We start from the raw sequence: 19,477 nt of genomic DNA on the forward strand, positions 1-19,477 counted from the left end.
CCGCGGCGTGGTGGACCTGATCATCACCAACCTGGGCGTGCTCGAGGTCGGCCACAAGGGCCTGCACATCCTGGAATGCGCCCCCGGCGTCACCCGCGACGACATCCACGCCGCGACCGAGGCCACGATTGTCTGACGGCGAGATCGTCCACGAACAGCAGGGGTCAAAGGGGCGCTACGTGATCCGGCGCAATGGCGCGGAGGCGGAACTGACCTATTCCATCGCGTCGGCTACGTTGCGCATCGCCGATCATACCGGCGTGCCGGATGCGTTTCGCGGCACCGGTGCCGGTCTGGCACTGGTCACGCGGCTGGTCGAAGACGCTCGGGCCGAAGGTTTCAAGATCATGCCGCTGTGCCCGTTCGTCAACGCACAGCGCCGCAAGCATCCCGACTGGGCCGACGTTTTCGCGGTCTGACGCTTCGCGCGTCGCCACGCCGATCCACCAAAAAAATGGGCGGGTTCCGAAGAACCCGCCCGCAGGATTGCGCCTGATAGGGAGGAGAGGGCGCAATGTCCTGTGCGTCACCGCTTACTTGGCAGCGGCGGTGGCTTTCTTCGCGGCCGAAGTCACCTCTTCGGTGGCCTTCTTCATGGCGGCGGTCGCGTCTTCGGTCAGGTCCTTGCCGGCGGCCATCATCAGCTCGACGGTGTCCATCTGGACTTTCTTCGCGATCTCGGCGAAGGCGGCCATGTTCTCGGCGGCAACCTCGGCCTGGGCCGATGCGAAATCGGTCATGGCTTTGGCGTAGTCAGCCGGCTCGGCCTTGGCTTTCGACATGTCGGCCAGCTTGGACAGGGTGTCCTTGGTCCACTTGGCCGAGATTTCGGTCGACTTGTCGGCGGCTTCCAGAGCCACAGCCGACAGCTTTTCGTTCAGGGTTGCGGTGGTCTTGTAAGCTTCTTCGAAAGCTTTGGTGTCGACCGGGAACGCGCCCATCATGTCTTTCATCATCGCGGTGAAGTCTTGCGTCTTTGCCATTGTCTTGATCCCTTGACTGCATCGCGGGCCCACCCCGCGGTTTCTGCGTCTGCGAGATATATAGATGCTGCACTGCAGCATTGCAAGATTTTTCTGCAATGCAGCATTTCTCGAAGGGCGTTCAAATCAAGTCATTGAATTTGCTTGGCGGCCTTCAGCTTCACGTAACTGCCGGGGGCAGGTGCGATCGGCGGATGCTTCGAATCGCCGGGTTGGCGCGCGGCGACTTTCTTGCCGGACCGCTGGCGCAGCCACTCTTCCCACCGCGGCCACCACGAGCCTTCATGGAACTCGGCGCCGGCCAGCCAGTCGTCGGCCGGCAGCGTGACGTCCTCGTTCACGTAATGGCCGTACTTGTTCTTGCTGGGCGGATTGACGATGCCGGCGATGTGACCCGACTGACCGACGATGAAGGCCTTGGATTTCGATCCCATCATCTGAACGCCGCGGTAGCAATCCTTCCACGCGGCGATGTGGTCGCTTTCGGTGGCGATCGACATCAGCGGCACGTCGACATCCGACAGTTTCAGCTTTTCACCCATCAGTTCGAACCCGTCGCCGGCAAAGTCGTTCGACTGGCACAACCCGCGCAGATACTGCATCGCCATCCGGCCGGGCAGGTTGGCGCCGTCACCGTTCCAGTAGAGCAGGTCGAAGGCCGGCGGTGTTTCGCCCATCATGTAGTGCCGGATCGCGGGTCCGTAGATCAGGTCGTTGGACCGCAGGAACGAAAAGGTCCGTGCCATGATGAAGGATGGCAGAAGGCCCACATTGTTCACCTCCTGCTCGATCCCGTCGACGAAATCGTCCTGCAGGAACGGCGTGAATTCCCCCTGGTCCGAGAAATCGGTCAGCGTTGTGAAGAAAGTGGCGGACTTGATCGACTTGTCGCCGCGCGCCTTGAGCAGCGCCAGTGTGAGGCTGAGCGTGGTGCCGGCGATGCAATAGCCGACCGCGTTGACCTTGCTCACCTTGCAGATCGACTTGGCCTTGTCGATCGCGGTCAGATAGCCCTCCTGGATGTAATCCTCGAGCCCGACATCGCTGTAGGTCTTGTCGGGATTGACCCAGCTTACGACGAACAGGGTGTAGCCCTGGTCGACGATCCAGCGAATCAGGCTGTTCTGCGGCTTGAGATCGAGGATGTAGTACTTGTTGATCCAGGGCGGGAACAGAACGACGGGCGTTTCATGCACCTTTTCGGTCGTGGGCGAATACTGGATAAGCTCCATCATCCGGTTGCGATAGATCACCTCGCCCTGCGCGGTTGCGATGTTCTCGCCGACCGAAAACGCGCTTTCATCGGCAAGCCGCACGATCAGTTCGCCATTGTTGGCCTCGAGATCGTTGACCAGATTTTCCAGCCCCTTCACAAGGCTTTCGCCTTCGGTCTCGACCGCCTTCATCAGCGCATCGGGGTTGGTTGCCAGAAAGTTCGTCGGCGCGAACATGTCGACCACCTGCTGGGCAAAGTACTTGAGCCGCCGCTTTTCCTTTTCGTCCATGTCGTCGATGGCGTCGACGGCCTTGCTCAGCGCGTCGGCATTCAGCAGGTACTGCTTCTTGACGTAGTTGAAATAGGGGTGCGTATCCCAGAGCGGGTTGGAAAACCGCTTGTCCTTCGGGCCCGGATCCTCGGGCGCGCGGAACTGGCCCGAAGACAGGGCCTTCTGCGCCTCGACGAATTGCGTGACCGACTTTCCCCAGTATTCGATCTGGTGGCTCAACAGCTTGGCCGGATCGTCCAGCCATTCGGCCCAATAGGCCTGGGCCGCCTTTGCATACAGTTCGGCATCCGGCCCGCCCAGCGACGGCGGCGTCGGCGTTCGCCGCGTCAGCGCTGCGACCAGTCGTTTCGACAAATCCTCGACCCGTGCGAGATTTGCATCAAGCTCGGCGTTCTTTTCGCCTGCGGCAAGTTCGTTTGTTGTCATTGAGTTCAAAGCCCCTTAATCTCGCACCTGCAGAATATCGTCGCCTGTTCGGGGGGGCAACGCGGCGTTTTTGGCTCGGTTCATGCCCCGTTTCGTTGACTGGCGCAGTGCCGCAAAAAAGGAGTGGCTGTCATGCGTTATATGGCGACATACGATCTTATGGAAACGGTGCGCAACACCAACCAGTGGTTGGGCGCAACGGCGCGCACGGTCGCGTCCTATCCGGCTTTCGCGATGTTGCCCAACCCGGCGCTGCAATGGATGGCGGCCTGGGGCGACGTGACCGAGCGCACTTTCAAGCGCATGGTGGCCAAGCCCGACTGGGGCATCCGCACCTTTACCTGCGAGGATGGCAAGGACCATCTCGTCAATATCGAGACGGTGGTCGAAAAGCCGTTCGGCGATCTGGTGCATTTCAACGTCTCCGGCCGCAAGGAGCAGCCCCGCAAGATCCTGCTGGTGGCGCCCATGTCGGGCCATTATGCCACGCTTTTGCGGTCGACTGTCAAAAGTCTGCTGGTGAATTGCGAAGTCTACATCACCGACTGGCACAATGCCCGCGACATTCCGGTCAGCTGCGGCAAGTTCGATATCGAGGACTATACCCTCTACCTGATGGATTTCATGCGCACGCTGGGGCCCGACACCCACGTCATCGCGGTCTGCCAGCCGGCGCCGCTGACGCTGGCCGCCACCGCATACCTGGCCGAACTGGACCCGGACGCGCAGCCGCGCACGCTGACCCTGATCGGCGGCCCGATCGACCCGGACGCGACGCCCACCGACGTGACCGATTTCGGCCGGCGCGTCACGATGGGCCAGTTGGAAGAAACGATGATCCAGCGCGTCGGCTTCAAATACAAGGGTGTGGGCCGGATGGTCTATCCGGGCCTGCTGCAACTGGCCAGCTTCATGTCGATGAATGCCGACCGCCATTCCAAGGCCTTCACCGACCAGATCCTGCGCGTGTCGCGTGGCGAGGCCAGCGACCACGATGCGCACAACCGGTTCTACGACGAATATCTTGCGGTGATGGACATGCCGGCGGAATTCTACCTGTCGACGGTCGAGCGCGTCTTCAAGAACCGCGAAATCGCCAAGAACGAATTCGTTGTCGCCGGCCACAAGGTGGATATCGGCGCGATCACCAAGGTCGCCGTCAAGACCGTCGAAGGCGACAAGGACGACATTTCGGCGCCCGGCCAGTGCGTTGCGGCGCTGGATCTGTGCACCGGGCTGCCGGCCTCGAAGAAGGCCAGCCATGTCGAACCCGGCGCCGGGCATTACGGCATCTTCGCCGGCAAGAGCTGGCGCAACAATATCCGGCCGCTGGTGCTGGATTTCATCGACGCCAATTCCGGCAAGCGGAGCCCGAAAGCCGCGAACGTCAACGTCGCGTGATCCGAAGGTGCGCGCCTGACGGCGCGCGCCGTGTCAGCATCGCCGCCTTCGGCGACCGATGCGGCAGGGGGCGCTGCCCCCGCGCCCCCGGGATATTTCCTGAACCAGAGAAGACCGACGATCCGAACCGACGCGCGTGCCGACGGGCAGGTCAGAGTCCGTCGAAGGCGCAGAGCGCATGGACATCCATGCCCATCGCCTCGAGCTTTTTCCGGCCGCCCAGATCGGGCAGGTCGATGACGAAGGCGCAGCCGATGATTTCGCCGCCCAGCCGTTCGACCAGCTTGATGCCCGCCTCGGCGGTGCCGCCGGTGGCCAGCAGGTCGTCGACCATCAGGATCTTTTCGCCGGCCTTGATGGCGTCGTCGTGGATCTCGACGACCGCCTCGCCATATTCGAGCTGGTAGTCTTCGGAAATCACCGCGCCTGGCAGCTTGCCCTTCTTGCGGATGGGCACGAAACCGGCCGAAAGCTGATGCGCCACCGCGCCGCCCAGGATGAAACCGCGCGCCTCGAGGCCCACGACCTTGTCGAAGCGCATCCCGGCATAGGGGTGCAGCAGCTGGTCGACCGCCATGCGGAAGCCGCGTGGATCGGCGAAAAGCGTTGTGACATCGCGAAACAGGATCCCTTCATGCGGGAAGTCGACGATGGTGCGAATATAGTCCTTGACGGATTTCATGCAGGTCTCCGAAGCGTGGCGGTGAGCAGGCCCATGCCGATCAGCGTGGCGCCGCCCGCGCGGGTCATCCAGGTCAGCGGGGCGGGGCGTTGGACCCATCGGCGCAGCCTGTCGGCGGCCAGCGCATAGGCCAGCGCGTTCAGCGCCGCGAGCGTCACGAAGGTTGCGGTCAGGATCGCGAATTGCGGCAGCAGCGGGCGCTGGCCGTCGACGAATTGCGGCACGAAGGCGATGAAGAAGGCGATGCTTTTGGGGTTGAGCGCGGTGACGGCGGCGTTGTGGGCATAGACGCCGCGGCTGGTGATCGTCGCCTGTGGCAGCGACAGGCCATGCGTCGGCGCCGATCGGATCAGCTTGATCCCCAGCCAGACCAGGTAGGCGGCGCCGACCCATTTCAGCACCGTGAACAACATGGCCGACGTCGCCACCAGCGCGCCGAGACCCGCCAGCGACAGGCTCATCGCGATCAGATCGCCCGTGGCCACCCCGGCCGCCGAGGCCAGCGCCACCGACCGGCCCTTGCTCAGCGCATAGCTCAGCACCAGCAGAACCGTGGGGCCGGGGATCAGCAGAAGCAGTGTCGAGGCGGCAACGAAGGCGAGCCAGAGATCGAAGGCCAAGTGTGGTATCCTCATCGAGCGGTCGGGCCGACCGTAGACGGCGATCCACCCGTCGAAAAGATCAAAGGCGCATTGCGAGAGGCGGAATCGGAGGCAGGGAAGGTGAGGCGATGAAGCCGGACAATGTGGGGCTGAAGGTCACGACGCTGGACGCGCTGGCCTATCTGGTACCGGGCACGTTGTTGCTGTGGGTGCTTGTCCAGGTCGAGGCGGCGCGCGTCGGATTTCTGCCGGCGGATTGGCCGGTCACCGCGCTGGACAGTGCGGCCGCGGTGGCGCTCATCGTGGTTCTGGGCGTTGCGATGCAGATGCTGGGCCATGTCTTCAAGCCGGTCTATGACCGGGTCTACAAACCCTGGCGCCGGCGCAAGGGCGATCCCGTCAAGGCGCGGTTCGACGACAGGATCGCGGCCGAGGGTGTGGCGTTCCCGCAGCCCTATACCTATGCAAAAAGCGCGCTTGCCAATGCCGAACGCCCGGTCGACCGGGTGCTGATGCTGGAAGGGATTTCCAAGATGTTCCGCGCCGTGGCCCTTGGCGGGCTGGTCACGACCGGGCTGGCGGCGGCCTTGGAATGGTGGAGCATCGCCGCGCTGTCCATCGCGGTTCTGTTGAGCGCCTTCTGGGTGCATGCGCATTACCGGTTCGAGGCCACGCAGGAGGTCTACCAGGCCTATCTGCAATGGCGCGAAACGCCGGAAAAGCCCGTCAAGCGCTGAGCACCCGACCCGCCACCGCGTCGAGCCGCGCCATCAGCGCAGCATCGCGGGCTTCGGGCGCGGTCAGGATCGCGAATTCCAGCGCGCGGTCGCAGCCATGCGGGCAGGGGGCACGGTCGGCCCCCAGCAGGGCGGGCAGGCGCCGGACCATCTCGCGGCCCTTGTCGGCATTGCCCATCAGCGTCCTGATGATCTCGGTCACGTCGACTTCGCCATGGTCGGGGTGCCAGCTGTCGTAATCGGTGACCATGGCGATCGAGGCATAACAAAGCTCGGCCTCGCGGGCGAGCTTGGCCTCGGGCATGTTGGTCATGCCGATCACGTCGGCGCCCCAGTGTTCTCGGTACATCCTCGATTCCGCCAGGGTCGAGAATTGCGGGCCCTCCATCGCCAGATAGGTGCCGCCCTTGTGGATCGTGATGCCGGCGTCCCGTGCTGCGGTGAAACAGGCGTCACCGAGGCGCGGGCAGGTCGGATGGGCGACGCTGACATGGGCGACGCAGCCCGTGCCGAAGAACGACTTTTCCCGCGCAAAGGTGCGGTCGATGAACTGGTCGACGACGACGAAATCGCCGGGCGCCATTGCCTCGCGGAACGACCCGCAGGCCGAGACGCTGATGACATCCGTCACGCCCAGCCGTTTCAGCGCGTCGATATTGGCGCGATAGGGCACGGTGGTCGGGCTGTGGACATGACCCCGGCCGTGACGGGGCAGAAAGGCCATCGGCACGCCGTCCAGCGTGCCGGTCAGGATCTGGTCGGACGGCGCGCCCCAGGGGCTGTCCACGTCGCGCCATTCCGCGCCGTCCAGCCCGTCGATGTCGTAAATGCCCGATCCGCCGATCACTCCGATCATGGTTTGGGTCATGGTTCTCTCCGTCGTTCCGCGGCGCCAAACTGCCTTGCCGACAGGACAAAGAAAAGCCTTGTCATCCTCACAAATCCGCCGGTGATGTCGCGTAAGCGGGTTGCATGGATTGGTTCAGCATCGAGCAAAGCTGGCAGAAATCGCCGCGCATTCATTGGACAACTGCCGTGGGCGCCTGGGTGGTCCTGGCGGTATACGCCCTGTCTTTGTCCAACGCGGTGCAGTTGGGCGACCGGGCCGTCCCCGCCTTTGTCCTGGCCTGGGTGTGTTTCGTTGCGCTTGGCTTGTCCCGCAACGTGGTTTTCGGGGTTGGCGTGACCTTCGAATGGCGCGAACACCGGGCAATTCTGAGCGCATTCGGATTGGCCTTCAGTGCCGTGCTGTGGCTTGTGCTGGCTTGCGTCGACGCAGACTTGCTCATGCGGGTCTTCGCGCTCGGATACGCCGTGGGCGGGATCATATGCCTGGCGTTTTGCAAGATCTGGCCCGAGGACCGGCACAGGTTGCCGATCTATGGCGCATCATGGCGGCAAAACAGCGATATCGCGGTGCTTTGGCACGCCTTGATGATGGTCGCTTTGTCTGGCGCGCTGGTGTGCCTTTCCGCAGCGGAGGCGGAAGACGCCTATCTGTTGATGATGGTGCTGGGTGCTCCCGTGCTCAACAAGTTCAAGAATTGCGCCTTGCTCCTGCTGCTCTGGGCGCGCGACGAGGCCGCAGGGTAGACCCGACAATGGCAGCCGGCGACCAATCCGGTTCATTCAGGCAAGAGTAATATGCGAAATACGCATATCGGCTATGCGTGAGAGCGCTATCAGTCGGCGCCCTGTTGCAGTAGACGGTCCGGATACGAATGAGGACCCCCCGACATGCCCCGCGCCCTGCTGGCGAGCTTCGCCAATCGCCTTGCCATTCCCGACCTGAGCCTGATGCCCGACGAAAAACTGACGCCGTCGCGCATCCGGATCGAACTGCTGGCCGGTCTGACCGTGGCGCTGGCGCTGGTGCCCGAAGCGGTGGCCTTTGCCTTTGTCGCCGGAGTGCATCCGCTGGTAGGCCTTTACGCGGCCTTCCTGGTCGGCCTGGTGACGGCGCTGATCGGCGGGCGGCCGGGGATGATCTCGGGCGCCACCGGTGCGCTGGCGGTGGTCATGGTGTCGCTGGTGGCCCAGCACGGGGTGGAATACCTGTTCGCCACCGTCGTCCTGATGGGCGCGATCCAGGTTTTCGTCGGGCTGATGCAATGGGGCAAATTCATCCGGCTGGTACCGCATCCGGTGATGCTGGGCTTCGTCAACGGGCTGGCCATCGTGATTTTTCTGGCGCAGCTGGCGCAGTTCAAGGTGCCGGGCACCGTGGAAAACACCGGCCACGGCATGGGCGGGGGCGAATGGCTGTCGGGCCTGCCGCTGGCGCTGATGCTGGGGCTGACGGCGCTGACCATGGCGATCATCTGGGTGATGCCGCGCATCACCCGCATCGTGCCGGCGCCACTGGCGGGGATCGCCGTCGTGGCCGGGCTGGTCATCGCCTTCGGGCTTGAAGTGCCGCGCGTCGGCGATCTGGCCTCCATCGCAGGGGGGCTGCCATCCTTTCACATGCCCGTGGTGCCGCCGACACTCGAAACCTTCCAGATCATCCTGCCCTATGCGGTGATCCTGGCCGCCATCGGCCTGATCGAATCGCTGCTGACGCTGAACCTGGTGGGCGAGATGACCGGCAAGCGCGGCGGCGCCAGCCAGGAATGCCTGGCCCAGGGTGCGGCCAACCTGTTGACCGGGTTCTTCGGCGGCATGGGTGGTTGCGCGATGATCGGCCAGTCGATGATAAACGTGAAATCCGGTGCCCGCACACGGGTGGCGGGGATCGCGGCGGCGCTGTTCCTGCTGGTCTTCATCCTGTTCGCCGCGCCGCTGATCGAACTGATTCCGCTGGCCGCGCTGGTGGGGGTGATGTTCATGGTGGTCATCGGCACGTTTGCCTGGAATTCGCTGACCATCCTGCGCAAGGTGCCGCGCATTGATGCATTCGTCATCCTGCTGGTCACCGTGGTCACGGTGATGGAGGACCTGGCCGTTGCCGTTGTCGTGGGGGTGATCGTCTCGGCGCTGGCCTATGCCTGGAACAACGCCAAGCGCATCCACGCCGTGACCCGCGAATCCCGCACCGCGCAGGGCGCCAAGGTCTACGAGATCAAGGGGCCGCTGTTCTTCGGGTCAAGCGACGGCTTTGTCGAGTTGTTCGACGTGGCGGGCGACCCCGACACGGTGATCGTCGATTTCGCCGACAGCCGGGTGGTCGACCAGTCGGCCCTGCAGGCCATCGAGGCGGTCGCGGCGCGATACGAGGCCGAGGGCAAGCAGATCCAGCTGCGCCACCTGTCCCGGGACTGCCACAAGCTGCTGTCGCGCGCCGGCCACCTGATGGTCGACAGCGACGACGACCCCGATTACGCGCTGGCGGTGGATTACGGCGTGCGGACCGGTATCCTGGGCGGGCATTGAGGCGCCGGATCCGGTAACGTCGCGGTGCCTGAAGCGGAGGGTATCGCATGACGCCTGACCATGTCGCCATCAACCGCGACGTCTGGGACGAAGACGCCGCCAATTGGGTCGCCTTCGGCGAACGGCTCTGGGCGGCCCAGACGCCGGAATGGGGCAGTTGGGGTGCGCCGGAGGCCGCGCTCGGGATGCTTCCCGAGCCGATGGAGGGTCTTGACGCGATCGAGTTGGGCTGCGGCACGGGATATGTCGCCGGCTGGATGGCGCGCCGCGGCGCGCGGGTCACGGCGGTCGACGTCTCGGCCAGGCAGTTGGCGACGGCCCGCAGATTGGCTGCCGAACACGGCGCCGACATCACCTTTGTCGAAGGCAACGCAGAAGCGACCGGGCTGCCAGAACAAAGCTTCGACTTTGCCATCAGCGAATACGGTGCGGCGATCTGGTGCCCGCCCGGGCTTTGGCTGCGCGAGGCCTGGCGCCTTTTGCGGCCGGGCGGGCGGCTGGTTTTTCTCGGCAACCATCCCCTGGTGCTGATCTGTTCACCCGCAGATGGCGCGCCCTGCGACACCGCGCTTCACCGCCCCTATCGCGGCATGTGGGGCGCGGATTGGACCGGGGTCGAGATCGATCCGAGCGGTGTGAACTTCAACCTGACCTTCGCCGACTGGATGGCGCTGTTTGCCAAGATCGGTTTTGTGGTCGAGCGCTATCACGAGGTTTATGCCCCCGAAGACGCGGTCGGCGTGCGTGGTTCGGTCCCGGCGGACTGGGCCAAGCACTATCCGTTTGAACAGGTCTGGCACTTGCAAAAAACCGGCTGAGTGGCGTGCTCTCTCACTCGCCCGGTCGTTTCAATTCGAACACCTCTCGGACGACCGAATAGTCGCGGTACCCCATCCGCGCCAAGGGGTTGAAGGCCAGCACATCGAACATCCCGTCCTTCAGGCAATCGTCGCGCATATGAACGCCGGTGACTTGGCCGAAGACCGCGAAATTCGCGTCGCCCGGCAATTGCACGATCTGCGTCAGCCGACATTCCAGGTTCGCGGGGGCCTGTGCCACACGCGAACAGGCGATGGTTTCGCACTCGGCCCGCACGATCCCGGCCTTGTCGAACTCGTCGACCTCGCGCGGCCAGGGGCCGGAACTGTGGTTCATCACGTCCTTCATTGCGTATTCCACGACGTTCACGCAGAACACGCCGGTCTCGCGGATATTGGCGACGCTGTCCTTGGTGTCGCCGCGGTCGGGCTTGGTGCTGGTCGAGGCGAACATCACCTGCGGCGGCACATAGGCCACGGCGTTGAAGAAGGAATACGGCGCCAGGTTGTCCTGCCCGTCCGCGCCGCGGGTCGAGATCCAGCCGATGGGCCGCGGCGTCACGATGGCGTTGAACGGGTTGTGCGGCAGGCCGTGGCCGTCCTCGGGGCGATAGAACATCGGCGCATCTCCTTGTTTGCGGGGCGGTTTGACCCGTGCTACGGGCATTTGCAACGATAGATGCGGGGGGCAAGGGCTGTTCACGCTGTCACGAGAAACGCCCGAGGATTGGTGGGAGGTCGAGGCACTGTTCGACACCTGCTTTCTTCCGGGCCGCCAGTTGTTGTCCTCCTACCAGCTGCGCGATGGCGTCGAGCCGGTTTCCGAGCTGTGCTATGTCGCGCGTGATCCGATGGGAATCCTGGGCGGTGCAATCCGCTATTGGCCGGTGCGGATCGGCCCGCATTGGTCCTTGCTGCTGGGCCCGATCGCGGTTCACCCGGTGTCGCATGGCGCGGGGCTGGGGTCGGCGCTGATGCGGCAAAGCCTGGCGGATGCGTCCGATGCGGGCTGGGAACGGGTGCTGCTGGTGGGTGATCTTCCTTATTACCACCGCTTCGGTTTTCGCAAGCTGGACGGGGTCGAGATGCCGCCGCCGACCAATCCTGACCGCGTTCTGGGGCTGGCGCTGGTGCCTGGCGCCTGGGACGGCGTCTCGGGCAAGGTGCAAAAGGCCAACGGCACGCTGCCTTGAACGGCCGGTCGGGCGACCACATCTAATCGCGCAGGAGGACGCCGCCCATGCCGCCAACCGATCTGGTGACGCTCGACGTGACCCGCGACATCGCCTTGCTGGCCAGGCGCCACCGCGCCGCGCGGTCGGTCGGAATGCAAGTGCTGAACCTGATCGGCGGCCGTGCCGAGAACCTGCTGGAGCGGCTGCCCGACCCGGTCAAGGATCAGCTGGAAACCGCCACCAGCCGTGCGCTGGAAGGCGCGCTGCGCGCCGCGCAGGCATCGCGCGGCGTGATCCCGGACCAGAAAGGCTGGCTCAACACCGCGGTGACGACGGCGATGGGCGCGATGGGCGGAGCCGGGGGCCTGCCGACGGCGCTGGCGGAATTGCCGGTCACGACCACCGTTTTGTTGCGCGCGATCCAGGGCATCGCGGCCGAGCACGGTTTCGACCCCGACGATCCGGCGATCCAGAAAGAGGCGCTGAGCGTCTTCGCCTCGGCCGGGCCGCTGGCCGATGACGACGGCGCGGACATGGCGTTTCTGACGGCCCGCATCACCCTGACCGGCGCAACGGTGCATGGCCTGATCGCGCGCATCGCACCGCGATTGGCCACGGTGTTGGGTCAAAAGCTTGCTGCGCAGACCGTCCCGATCATCGGCGCCGCCGCCGGGGCCGCGACGAATTATGCCTATACCAGCTACTACCAGTCCATGGCGCATGTGCATTTCGGCCTGTTCGCCCTGGCCGAACGCAGCGGCCAGACCCGCGAGGCGCTGGGCGCCGCCCTGCGCGACGAGATCCGGCGCCAGATCCGCTAACGACCCGTTAAGGTTAACCGCTTATCCATGACGCGTCGCCGGGCCAGAACGGCCTTGGGCGACGGCCTTTGACCCGAGGCGATCTCTTGTGAATGCGCCGACGCGCAGGTCCAAAACGGACAGTGCCCGGATCGATGCAGAACGCGTCGGTCCGGGTTTGTCGTTTCGGCGGCTAGCCGATTCCGCGCAGGTAATCGGTTACGGCGTCGCGGACCGATTGTTCGCCACGCTCGCGCGCATCGTCGATCGCCGCTTTCACGGCGCCCAGATCGGCCCGCATCAGCAGGCTCTTGACCGGCCCGATCGACGCCGGACGCATCGACAGCGTATGGATGCCGATGGCCGCCAGGCATAGCGCCTCGAGCGGGCGGCCCGCATCCTCGCCGCAGAAACTGAGTTGCGTATCGGTATCGCCGCACCGGGCGACGATGTTTTCGAGAAACGACAGGAAACTGACATTCAGCGTGTCATAGCGGCGCCGGACCCGTTCGTTTTCCCGGTCCGCGGCAAAAAAGAACTGTTTCAGATCGTTGCCGCCGATGGACAGGAACTCGACCTCTTCAAAGAACCGCCGGCTGGCGAAGGCCAGGCTGGGGGTCTCCAGCATCGCGCCGATCTCGAGCCTCTCGGGCACCGTGTGGCCCAGGCGCTTTTCGCGGGCGATGGTCTTTTCCATCTCCCAGCGGGCGCGCTGGAATTCTTCGTGCTGCGCGACGAAGGGGAACATCACCGACAACGGCCGGCCATCGGCGGCGCGCAGCAGCGCCTGCAACTGCATCCGCAGCACACCGGGCTTGTCCAGCCCGACACGGATCGCCCGCCAGCCAAGCGCCGGGTTGGGCTCGTCCTGCGGTTTCATGTAGGGCAGCACCTTGTCCGAGCCGATGTCGAGCGTGCGGAAGACAACGCGCTTGCCCTTGGCCGCATCCAGCACACGCGCATAAAGCGCCGCCAGTTCGGTGCGCTTGGGCATCTGGTTGCGGATCAGGAATTGCAACTCGGTCCGGAACAGGCCGACGCCCTCGGCGCCCGAACTTTCCAGCGACGGCAGATCGGCCATCAGCCCGGCATTCATCAAAAGCTGTACGCGTGTCCCGCAGCCGGTGACGCAGGGTGTCTCGCGGATCGATGCATAGCGCTCCTGCGCCTTGGCCTGCATCGCGATTTTGTCCTGAAACGCCGTCGCCACGCTGTCATCGGGTCGCAGGTGCACGATGCCCTGATCGCCGTCGACCATGATCCGATCGCCGTTCAGCGCCTCGTTGGTGATCCGTTCGGCATGGATGACCAGCGGAATCGCCAACGCGCGCGCGACGATGGCGGCATGGCTGCCGACCGAGCCTTCCTCCAGCACCACGCCCCTCAGCTTGCGGCCGTATTCCAGCAGTTCGCCCGGGCCGATATTGCGCGCCACCAGGATCGGGTCGTCGGGCATCTCGGCACCGGTCTGGCTGCCTTGGCCGGTCAGGATGCGCAGCAACCGGTTGGAGAGATCGTCGAGGTCGTGCAGCCGGTCACGCAAATAGGCGTCGGTGGCCTGGGCCATGCGGGCACGCGCGACGGATTGTTCCTTTTCAACCGCCGCTTCGGCCGACAGGCCGCGGGCGATATCCTCGTCCATCCGGCGCATCCAGCCCTTGGAATTGGCGAACATCCGGTAAGCTTCCAGCACTTGCATCTGTTCGCTGTCACCCGAAGCGCCGGCCAGCATCTCGTCGACGCTGACGCGCAGCTGGTCGACCGCTTCCTGCAACCGGGCGCGTTCGCGGTCGGGGTCGTCGGCCACCAGGTTGGTGACCACCACGCGCGGTTCATGCAGCCAGACCCGGCCCATCGCCGTGCCCTCCTGGCCGGTTGCGCCCCGGAACAGCGCCGGCTGGGTATGGCGCGCCTTCAGCGCCGCGCCTTCGCCGACGAACGCACCCAGTTCGGTCATCTCGGCCAGCACCATGGCCACGACTTCCAGCGCGTAAACCTCGTCATCGGTGAACTTGCGCTGCTGTTTCGACTGCACGACCATCACGCCCAGCTTTTCCCCCAGCCGCTGGATCGGCACGCCGAGAAAGCTCGAATAGATCTCTTCGCCGGTTTCGGGCATGTAGCGGAAGCCGCGCTCGGCGGGTGCGTCGGCGGTGTTGACCGTCTTGCCGCTGCGCGCGACCCGGCCGACCAGGCCTTCGCCCAGCTTCATCCGGGTCTGGTGCACGGCTTCCTGCTTGAGACCCTGCGTGGCGCACAATTCCAGCGTTTCAGGGTCACGGAACAAATAGATCGAGCACACCTCGGTGCCCATCGAATCCGCGGTCAGATGGGTGATCTTGTCCAGCCGCGCCTGACCCGCGGCCTCTTCGGCCATCGTGTCGCGCAGCCGTCCAAGCAGCTTGCGGCTTTCGCTTTCCAGACCGTTGGTCATGATCCATGGCTCTTTCTGATCCCGGATGCCCGTTATACCGGGAAACCGGTCCGGCAGGAAAGCCATCACCCGAACAGGGGAGGGAAATCAACCACAGATTGCCGCGATCGGTGCAACGCAGACCCTTCGATCCTCGGGTTTCGCCGAAAGACGTTGACCGCCGCCGGACCGCTGTTCACCCTGTTGCACAGGATAGATGCGAAAAGGATGACGCTTGGACCATCGGGCAGAATGCTACTGCGGCGAGGTCGCTCTTGTCGTCGAGGGTGATCCCGTCCTGCAGTGTTTCTGCCACTGCCGCTCTTGCCGGCGCTGGTCGGGCCAGCCGGTCACCGCCTGCCTGCTTTGGCCCGAAGACCGTGTGCGGTTCGTTCGGGGCAGGGAACGGATGCTGAGGTTTTCCATCACGGAGCACCCCGAGGGCGGCAAGTTCAGTTGCAGGACATGCGGTGGCGCGATCTGCACGTTTCTGCCGAAGACCCGTTTGTACGATGTCTTTCACGGTGTCTTGGTCGATTTCGATTTCCGCCCGGCGATGCACATCAACTACGCCGAACGCGTGCTCTCGATGCCGGACGGATTGCCCAAGTTCCGCGACATGCCGGAAAGGTCCGGCGGAACCGGAACGCTGATCGGCGAATGATCGGTTCGCAACGCGTGCCACCGATTGCGGTCATCGGCACGCTCGGGGCGCAGGCTTCGCCTGATGCCGTTGCGCACCACGTCGCATCACGAAGACCGGTCCCGCGGCCGTGTGATCAGCCGGCTTTTTCCAGCTCGAACGCGTCGTGCAGCGCCTGCACCGCCAGTTCCATGTATTTCCGGTCGATCAGCACCGAGATCTTGATCTCGGAGGTGGTGATGACCTTGATGTTGATGCCCTCGCCGGCCAGCACCTTGAACATCTTGGCGGCGACGCCGGCATGCGACCGCATCCCGATTCCGACCACCGAAACCTTGGCCACGCCTTCGTCTACGATCACGTCGTGAAAGTTGATCGAACCGGCGGCCTTGGCATCGGCCATCGCCTTTTCGGCGCGCTTTACCTGGCCCACGGGGCAGGAAAACGTCATGTCGGTGCGGCCCTCTTCCGAGATGTTCTGCACGATCATGTCCACGTTCACACCCGCGTCGGCCAGCGGGCCGAAGATCGCCGCGGCGATGCCGGGACGGTCGGCGACCGAGGCCAGCGTCATCTTCGCCTCGTCGCGGGAATAGGCCACACCGGCCACGACATTGCTTTCCATGATGTCCTCCTCGTCGCAGACGAGCGTTCCGGCTTCGTCCGACTGTTCCTCGAAGCTGCTCAGCACCCGCAGCCTGACCTTGTAGCGCATCGCCAGTTCCACCGACCGCGTCTGCAGCACCTTGGCGCCCAGGCTGGCCAGCTCCAGCATTTCCTCGAACGCGATCCGGTCCAGCTTGCGCGCCTTTTCGCAGATCCGCGGATCGGTGGTATAGACGCCGTCCACGTCGGTGTAGATGTCGCAGCGTTCGGCACCGAAAGCGGCCGCGAATGCGACGGCCGTGGTGTCCGATCCGCCGCGGCCCAGCGTCGTGATCCGGCCCTCGGGGCTGACGCCCTGGAACCCGGCGACCACGGCCACCTTCATGCCGGCGGCGAACTTGGCGGATATGTTGTCCGCCGGGATCGCCTCGATCCGGGCCGAGGCATGGGCCGAGGTGGTCTGCACCGGAACCTGCCAGCCCTGCCAGCTGCGCGCGGGAATATCCATCTCCTGCAGCGTCAACGCCATCAGCCCGGCGGTGACGTTCTCACCGGAACTGACGACGGCGTCGTATTCGCGCGCGTCATACAGCGGCGATGTCTCGTCGACATAGCCCACCAGCTTGTTGGTCTCACCCGCCATGGCGGAAACGATGACGATCACGTCGTATCCCTTGGCGACCTCGACGCCCACGCGCTTGGCGGCGCGGCGGATGCGGTCCAGCGTGGCGACGGACGTGCCGCCGAATTTCATCACCAAAACAGGCATGGTCTTCCCCGGGTCAGGCTGCGCGGCGGTTTAGGCAAGCCGCGGGCAAAGAGCAAGCGTCGGTTTGCCGCGCACCGGTTGCGCCGGCCCGGTCCGGTCCTGTTTCTTCTCTTTTGCAAATACGCATTCCCGGCGGCGGCAACGGGCTGCCCGGTCAGTAGGGATGCGCCCGCCCGTCCCAGGTCTCGAAACAGCCGGTATTGACCAGCGACAGCGCGTTCAGCCGGTCGGCCAGGCCCCGGGCCGCTTCGTCGACGGAAATATCTGCCGCCCCGCCGCCCATGTCCGTGCGCACCCAGCCGGGGTGGTAGACGCCCACCGCCACCCCCTTGGCGCGCAGATCGGCCGCCAGGTTGCGACCGAGGTTCAGCACGGCGGCCTTCGAGGCGCGGTAGACATAGCTGCCGCCGGGCGCGCGGGTGTCAGACCCCATCTGCGACCCGATGATCATGATCCGCGGCGATGACGCCTGCCGCAGGTTGGGCAGCAGCGCCTGGATGGTCAGGAACACGCCCGTGACGTTGACCGCGAACGTGCGCTCCCAGATCTCTGCCGGGTAGCCGGTTTCCAGCGAATGGCCCTTGTCCTCGTAGACCCCGGCGTTGCAGATCAGCGCGTCGATCTTGCGCCCGGCCAGTCGGTCGGCCAGTGCCTTGTGCGCGTCGGGGTCGGTGACGTCCAGCGGCAGCAGGCCGGGATGGTTGCGGGCGGTGCCCAGCACGGTGTCTCCGCGGGCGCGCAGGGTCTCGGCCAGGGCCGCGCCGATGCCGCGGTTCGCCCCGGTGATCAGGACATCCATGTCAGTTGCTTTTCCGGCTGGGCGTAAAGGGCAGCGGCGTGACGGGCACGCCGTCCTCGATCAGCGCCCGCGCTTCATCGCCGCGCGCCTCGCCCCAGATCGGGCGTTCCGGCGCGTCGCCGGTGTGGATGGCGCGCGCCTCGCGGGCGAAATCGGTGCCGACATAGTCCGAATTGGCCTCGACATGCGCCTTGAGCCGCGCCAGGGCCTGTTCGGCCGGGCTGAGCGGCGCGCTGAGCGGGCGACGATCGGGCGCGGCCTTGTCCTCGGACGTGCTGACCCTTGGGGCCATCACCGCCTTGTCGACCTCGGCCATGCCGCAGACCGCGCAGGACAGGTGCCCGGCGGTCTTCAACGCCTCGTAGGCCGTGCCGGACTGGAACCAGCTGTCGAACTGGTGTCCATCGGCGCATTTCAACGTGTACTGGATCATGGCCGTTCGTGTCGTGGCTTTGTGAATAGGATAGTCACCTTGACCACCGGTTCAAGCCTGCCGCGCCGTCGGGGCATGTGAAAGCAATCCGAGGATGCGATCGATCAACAGGTCGGGATCGGTCGCGCCTCGCAGGGCCTCTTGCGCCGCAAGGCCCTGGTGGTGCTGGGCCGTTTCGTCGCTCAGGGCGGTCAACGCTGCCGCCAGCCCGGCTGCATCCGCAACGACGCGGCTTGCGCCGGCTGCGGCAAGGCGCTCTGCCGGCGCGGCGAAATTGCGCATGTCCGGACCGTGCAGCAGCGCGCAGCCAAAGGCGGCGGGCTCGAACGGCGTGTGCCCACCCTTCGAGACCAGCGAGCCACCGATGAAGACGCGGCCCGCCAGCTGATACCACAGGGCGGTTTCCCCCATCGTGTCGGCCAGGTAGACCGGCCCGTCCGGTGCGTCGCCCGCGCTGCGCCGCGCCACCGGCCAGCCGCGCGCGGCGATCAGCGCGGCGATGTCGTCGGCGCGTGCGGGATGACGCGGCACAAGGATCAGCCTCAGGTCCGGGTCATCGGTCCGCGCGATGCGATGCGCCTCGAGCACGATCTCCTCTTCTCCGGGGTGGGTGGATACCGCCGCCCAGGTCCCGTGGCGGGGAAACGCGGCGCTCAAAGCGGCGTCGGGATCAGGTCCGGTGGCTGCGTACAGCGCCTTGAGTTCAACCACCTCGGCCATCGCCTCGGGCCGCACACCCAGTCCGGCCAGCCGGTCGCGGCTGCCCGCATCCTGCGGCGAGACCAGCGCCAGCCGGCCCATCGTTTGGCCGGCCAGCACCGGAAAGCGCGCCCAGTTTCGCGAGGTGCCCGCGCTCATCCGCGCACCCAGCACGATGACCGGGCCGGGGCACAGCCGGATGCGGTGCGGCCACAACTCGGCCTCGGCAGCAATATGTCCCGAAATCCGCCAGTTCCGTACAAATCGCCGGACCACCCAGGCCAGGTCCAGCGGTGCCAGCCGCGCGGTCAGCCCCCAGCTTTGCGCCAGCGCGACGCCGGTTCGGCTGTTGCAGGTGACCAGCCAATCCAGATCGGGGCGCGCGGTGCGCAGCCGGTCGATCACCGGCTTGACCGAGGCCAGTTCGCCGTTGGATGCCGCATGCAGCCACAGATGATGGCCCGAAGCCGCTACAGCCCCGCCACCCAGCCTTTGGGTCAGCCCCGTCCAATCCCTGCGAAGGATCGCTCCGGCGCAGACCGCAAGGGCGAAAAGCGATGAAAGCACCCGGTATGCCAGCACGACCCACCCCGAAACCCAACCCGCAGGGC

The 19,477-nt window shown here is 65.2% G+C and carries 20 protein-coding genes and 1 pseudogene; 10 read left to right on the forward strand and 11 right to left on the reverse strand.

Going from position 1 to position 19,477, the window contains the following annotated elements:
* Positions 1 to 136: pseudogene (locus KUH32_RS18475) on the forward strand (succinyl-CoA--3-ketoacid-CoA transferase); the annotation flags it as partial.
* Complete coding sequence (locus KUH32_RS11275) at positions 129 to 419, forward strand: GNAT family N-acetyltransferase (RefSeq protein WP_217778446.1); 291 nt, start codon at positions 129 to 131, stop codon at positions 417 to 419. The pseudogene KUH32_RS18475 and the gene KUH32_RS11275, both read left to right, overlap by 8 nt.
* Positions 420 to 533: 114 nt before the next feature.
* On the opposite strand, the gene KUH32_RS11280 is transcribed toward KUH32_RS11275, so the two are convergent.
* Together KUH32_RS11280 and phaC are read right to left on the reverse strand one after the other, a co-directional pair.
* Positions 534 to 983, reverse strand: coding sequence for a phasin, PhaP (locus KUH32_RS11280; protein ID WP_217778448.1), 450 nt, complete (start codon positions 981 to 983; stop codon positions 534 to 536).
* Positions 984 to 1,114: 131 nt separating this feature from the next.
* A complete protein-coding gene (gene phaC, locus KUH32_RS11285) occupies positions 1,115 to 2,917 on the reverse strand; it encodes a class I poly(R)-hydroxyalkanoic acid synthase (RefSeq protein WP_217778449.1) in 1,803 nt (600 codons plus the stop codon).
* A gap of 132 nt (positions 2,918 to 3,049) precedes the next feature.
* Here phaC and phaZ point away from each other — a divergent pair, with 132 nt between their 5' ends.
* Positions 3,050 to 4,318: a polyhydroxyalkanoate depolymerase gene (gene phaZ, locus KUH32_RS11290; RefSeq protein WP_217778451.1), complete on the forward strand. Its 1,269-nt coding sequence runs from the start codon at positions 3,050 to 3,052 to the stop codon at positions 4,316 to 4,318.
* A 151-nt stretch (positions 4,319 to 4,469) separates the two neighbouring features.
* On the opposite strand, the gene KUH32_RS11295 is transcribed toward phaZ, so the two are convergent.
* Together KUH32_RS11295 and KUH32_RS11300 are read right to left on the reverse strand one after the other, a co-directional pair.
* Entirely contained in the window at positions 4,470 to 5,000 is a 531-nt protein-coding gene (locus tag KUH32_RS11295) for an adenine phosphoribosyltransferase (RefSeq protein ID WP_217778452.1), read from the reverse strand.
* Positions 4,997 to 5,620, reverse strand: coding sequence for a LysE family translocator (locus KUH32_RS11300; protein ID WP_217778454.1), 624 nt, complete (start codon positions 5,618 to 5,620; stop codon positions 4,997 to 4,999). Before KUH32_RS11300 ends, KUH32_RS11295 begins: the two co-directional genes overlap by 4 nt.
* 110 nt (positions 5,621 to 5,730) lie before the next feature.
* Between KUH32_RS11300 and KUH32_RS11305 the strand changes: the two genes are divergently transcribed.
* On the forward strand, positions 5,731 to 6,339 hold the full coding sequence (locus KUH32_RS11305) for a hypothetical protein (protein ID WP_217778456.1): 609 nt from the start codon (positions 5,731 to 5,733) through the stop codon (positions 6,337 to 6,339).
* On the opposite strand, the gene KUH32_RS11310 is transcribed toward KUH32_RS11305, so the two are convergent.
* Positions 6,329 to 7,207 carry an S-methyl-5'-thioadenosine phosphorylase gene (locus KUH32_RS11310; RefSeq protein WP_217778458.1) on the reverse strand — a complete coding sequence of 293 codons (879 nt, stop codon included), beginning with the start codon at positions 7,205 to 7,207 and terminating at the stop codon, positions 6,329 to 6,331. The genes KUH32_RS11305 and KUH32_RS11310 overlap by 11 nt on opposite strands.
* Positions 7,208 to 7,311: 104 nt before the next feature.
* Here KUH32_RS11310 and KUH32_RS11315 point away from each other — a divergent pair, with 104 nt between their 5' ends.
* The 3 genes from KUH32_RS11315 to KUH32_RS11325 all read left to right on the forward strand — a co-directional run bounded on the left by KUH32_RS11315 (position 7,312) and on the right by KUH32_RS11325 (position 10,529).
* Positions 7,312 to 7,932 carry a hypothetical protein gene (locus tag KUH32_RS11315; protein ID WP_217778460.1) on the forward strand — a complete coding sequence of 207 codons (621 nt, stop codon included), beginning with the start codon at positions 7,312 to 7,314 and terminating at the stop codon, positions 7,930 to 7,932.
* Between the two features lie 144 nt (positions 7,933 to 8,076).
* A complete protein-coding gene (locus KUH32_RS11320; RefSeq protein WP_217778462.1) occupies positions 8,077 to 9,711 on the forward strand; it encodes a SulP family inorganic anion transporter in 1,635 nt (544 codons plus the stop codon).
* A gap of 47 nt (positions 9,712 to 9,758) precedes the next feature.
* Positions 9,759 to 10,529, forward strand: a complete 771-nt coding sequence (locus tag KUH32_RS11325; protein WP_217778464.1) for a class I SAM-dependent methyltransferase — start codon at positions 9,759 to 9,761, stop codon at positions 10,527 to 10,529.
* A gap of 13 nt (positions 10,530 to 10,542) precedes the next feature.
* Here KUH32_RS11325 and KUH32_RS11330 read toward each other — a convergent pair whose 3' ends face one another.
* Positions 10,543 to 11,148 carry a flavin reductase family protein gene (locus KUH32_RS11330; protein ID WP_217778465.1) on the reverse strand — a complete coding sequence of 202 codons (606 nt, stop codon included), beginning with the start codon at positions 11,146 to 11,148 and terminating at the stop codon, positions 10,543 to 10,545.
* 28 nt (positions 11,149 to 11,176) lie between these two features.
* Between KUH32_RS11330 and KUH32_RS11335 the strand changes: the two genes are divergently transcribed.
* A complete protein-coding gene (locus tag KUH32_RS11335) occupies positions 11,177 to 11,722 on the forward strand; it encodes a GNAT family N-acetyltransferase (RefSeq protein WP_431358191.1) in 546 nt (181 codons plus the stop codon).
* Between the two features lie 47 nt (positions 11,723 to 11,769).
* Positions 11,770 to 12,525 (forward strand): EcsC family protein, encoded by a 756-nt coding sequence (locus KUH32_RS11340; protein ID WP_217778468.1) that lies wholly within the window; start codon positions 11,770 to 11,772, stop codon positions 12,523 to 12,525.
* 172 nt (positions 12,526 to 12,697) lie between these two features.
* Here the strand turns inward: KUH32_RS11340 and ptsP are convergent, their stop codons facing one another.
* Positions 12,698 to 14,938, reverse strand: coding sequence for a phosphoenolpyruvate--protein phosphotransferase (ptsP, locus tag KUH32_RS11345; protein WP_217778470.1), 2,241 nt, complete (start codon positions 14,936 to 14,938; stop codon positions 12,698 to 12,700).
* 214 nt (positions 14,939 to 15,152) lie between these two features.
* Between ptsP and KUH32_RS11350 the strand changes: the two genes are divergently transcribed.
* Positions 15,153 to 15,581: a GFA family protein gene (locus tag KUH32_RS11350; protein WP_217778473.1), complete on the forward strand. Its 429-nt coding sequence runs from the start codon at positions 15,153 to 15,155 to the stop codon at positions 15,579 to 15,581.
* A gap of 115 nt (positions 15,582 to 15,696) precedes the next feature.
* On the opposite strand, the gene KUH32_RS11355 is transcribed toward KUH32_RS11350, so the two are convergent.
* The 4 genes from KUH32_RS11355 to KUH32_RS11370 all read right to left on the reverse strand — a co-directional run bounded on the left by KUH32_RS11355 (position 15,697) and on the right by KUH32_RS11370 (position 19,448).
* Complete coding sequence (locus tag KUH32_RS11355; protein ID WP_217778475.1) at positions 15,697 to 16,935, reverse strand: aspartate kinase; 1,239 nt, start codon at positions 16,933 to 16,935, stop codon at positions 15,697 to 15,699.
* A gap of 154 nt (positions 16,936 to 17,089) precedes the next feature.
* Positions 17,090 to 17,734: an SDR family oxidoreductase gene (locus KUH32_RS11360; RefSeq protein ID WP_217778477.1), complete on the reverse strand. Its 645-nt coding sequence runs from the start codon at positions 17,732 to 17,734 to the stop codon at positions 17,090 to 17,092.
* Position 17,735: 1 nt separating this feature from the next.
* Positions 17,736 to 18,167, reverse strand: a complete 432-nt coding sequence (locus KUH32_RS11365) for a DUF1178 family protein (protein ID WP_217778478.1) — start codon at positions 18,165 to 18,167, stop codon at positions 17,736 to 17,738.
* 51 nt (positions 18,168 to 18,218) lie between these two features.
* A complete protein-coding gene (locus KUH32_RS11370) occupies positions 18,219 to 19,448 on the reverse strand; it encodes a 3-deoxy-D-manno-octulosonic acid transferase (protein WP_217778480.1) in 1,230 nt (409 codons plus the stop codon).
* Between the last annotated feature and the right edge of the window lie 29 nt (positions 19,449 to 19,477).

The organism is Thalassococcus arenae (assembly GCF_019104745.1).
In the GTDB taxonomy this organism is placed as follows: Bacteria; Pseudomonadota; Alphaproteobacteria; order Rhodobacterales; family Rhodobacteraceae; genus Thalassococcus_B; species Thalassococcus_B arenae.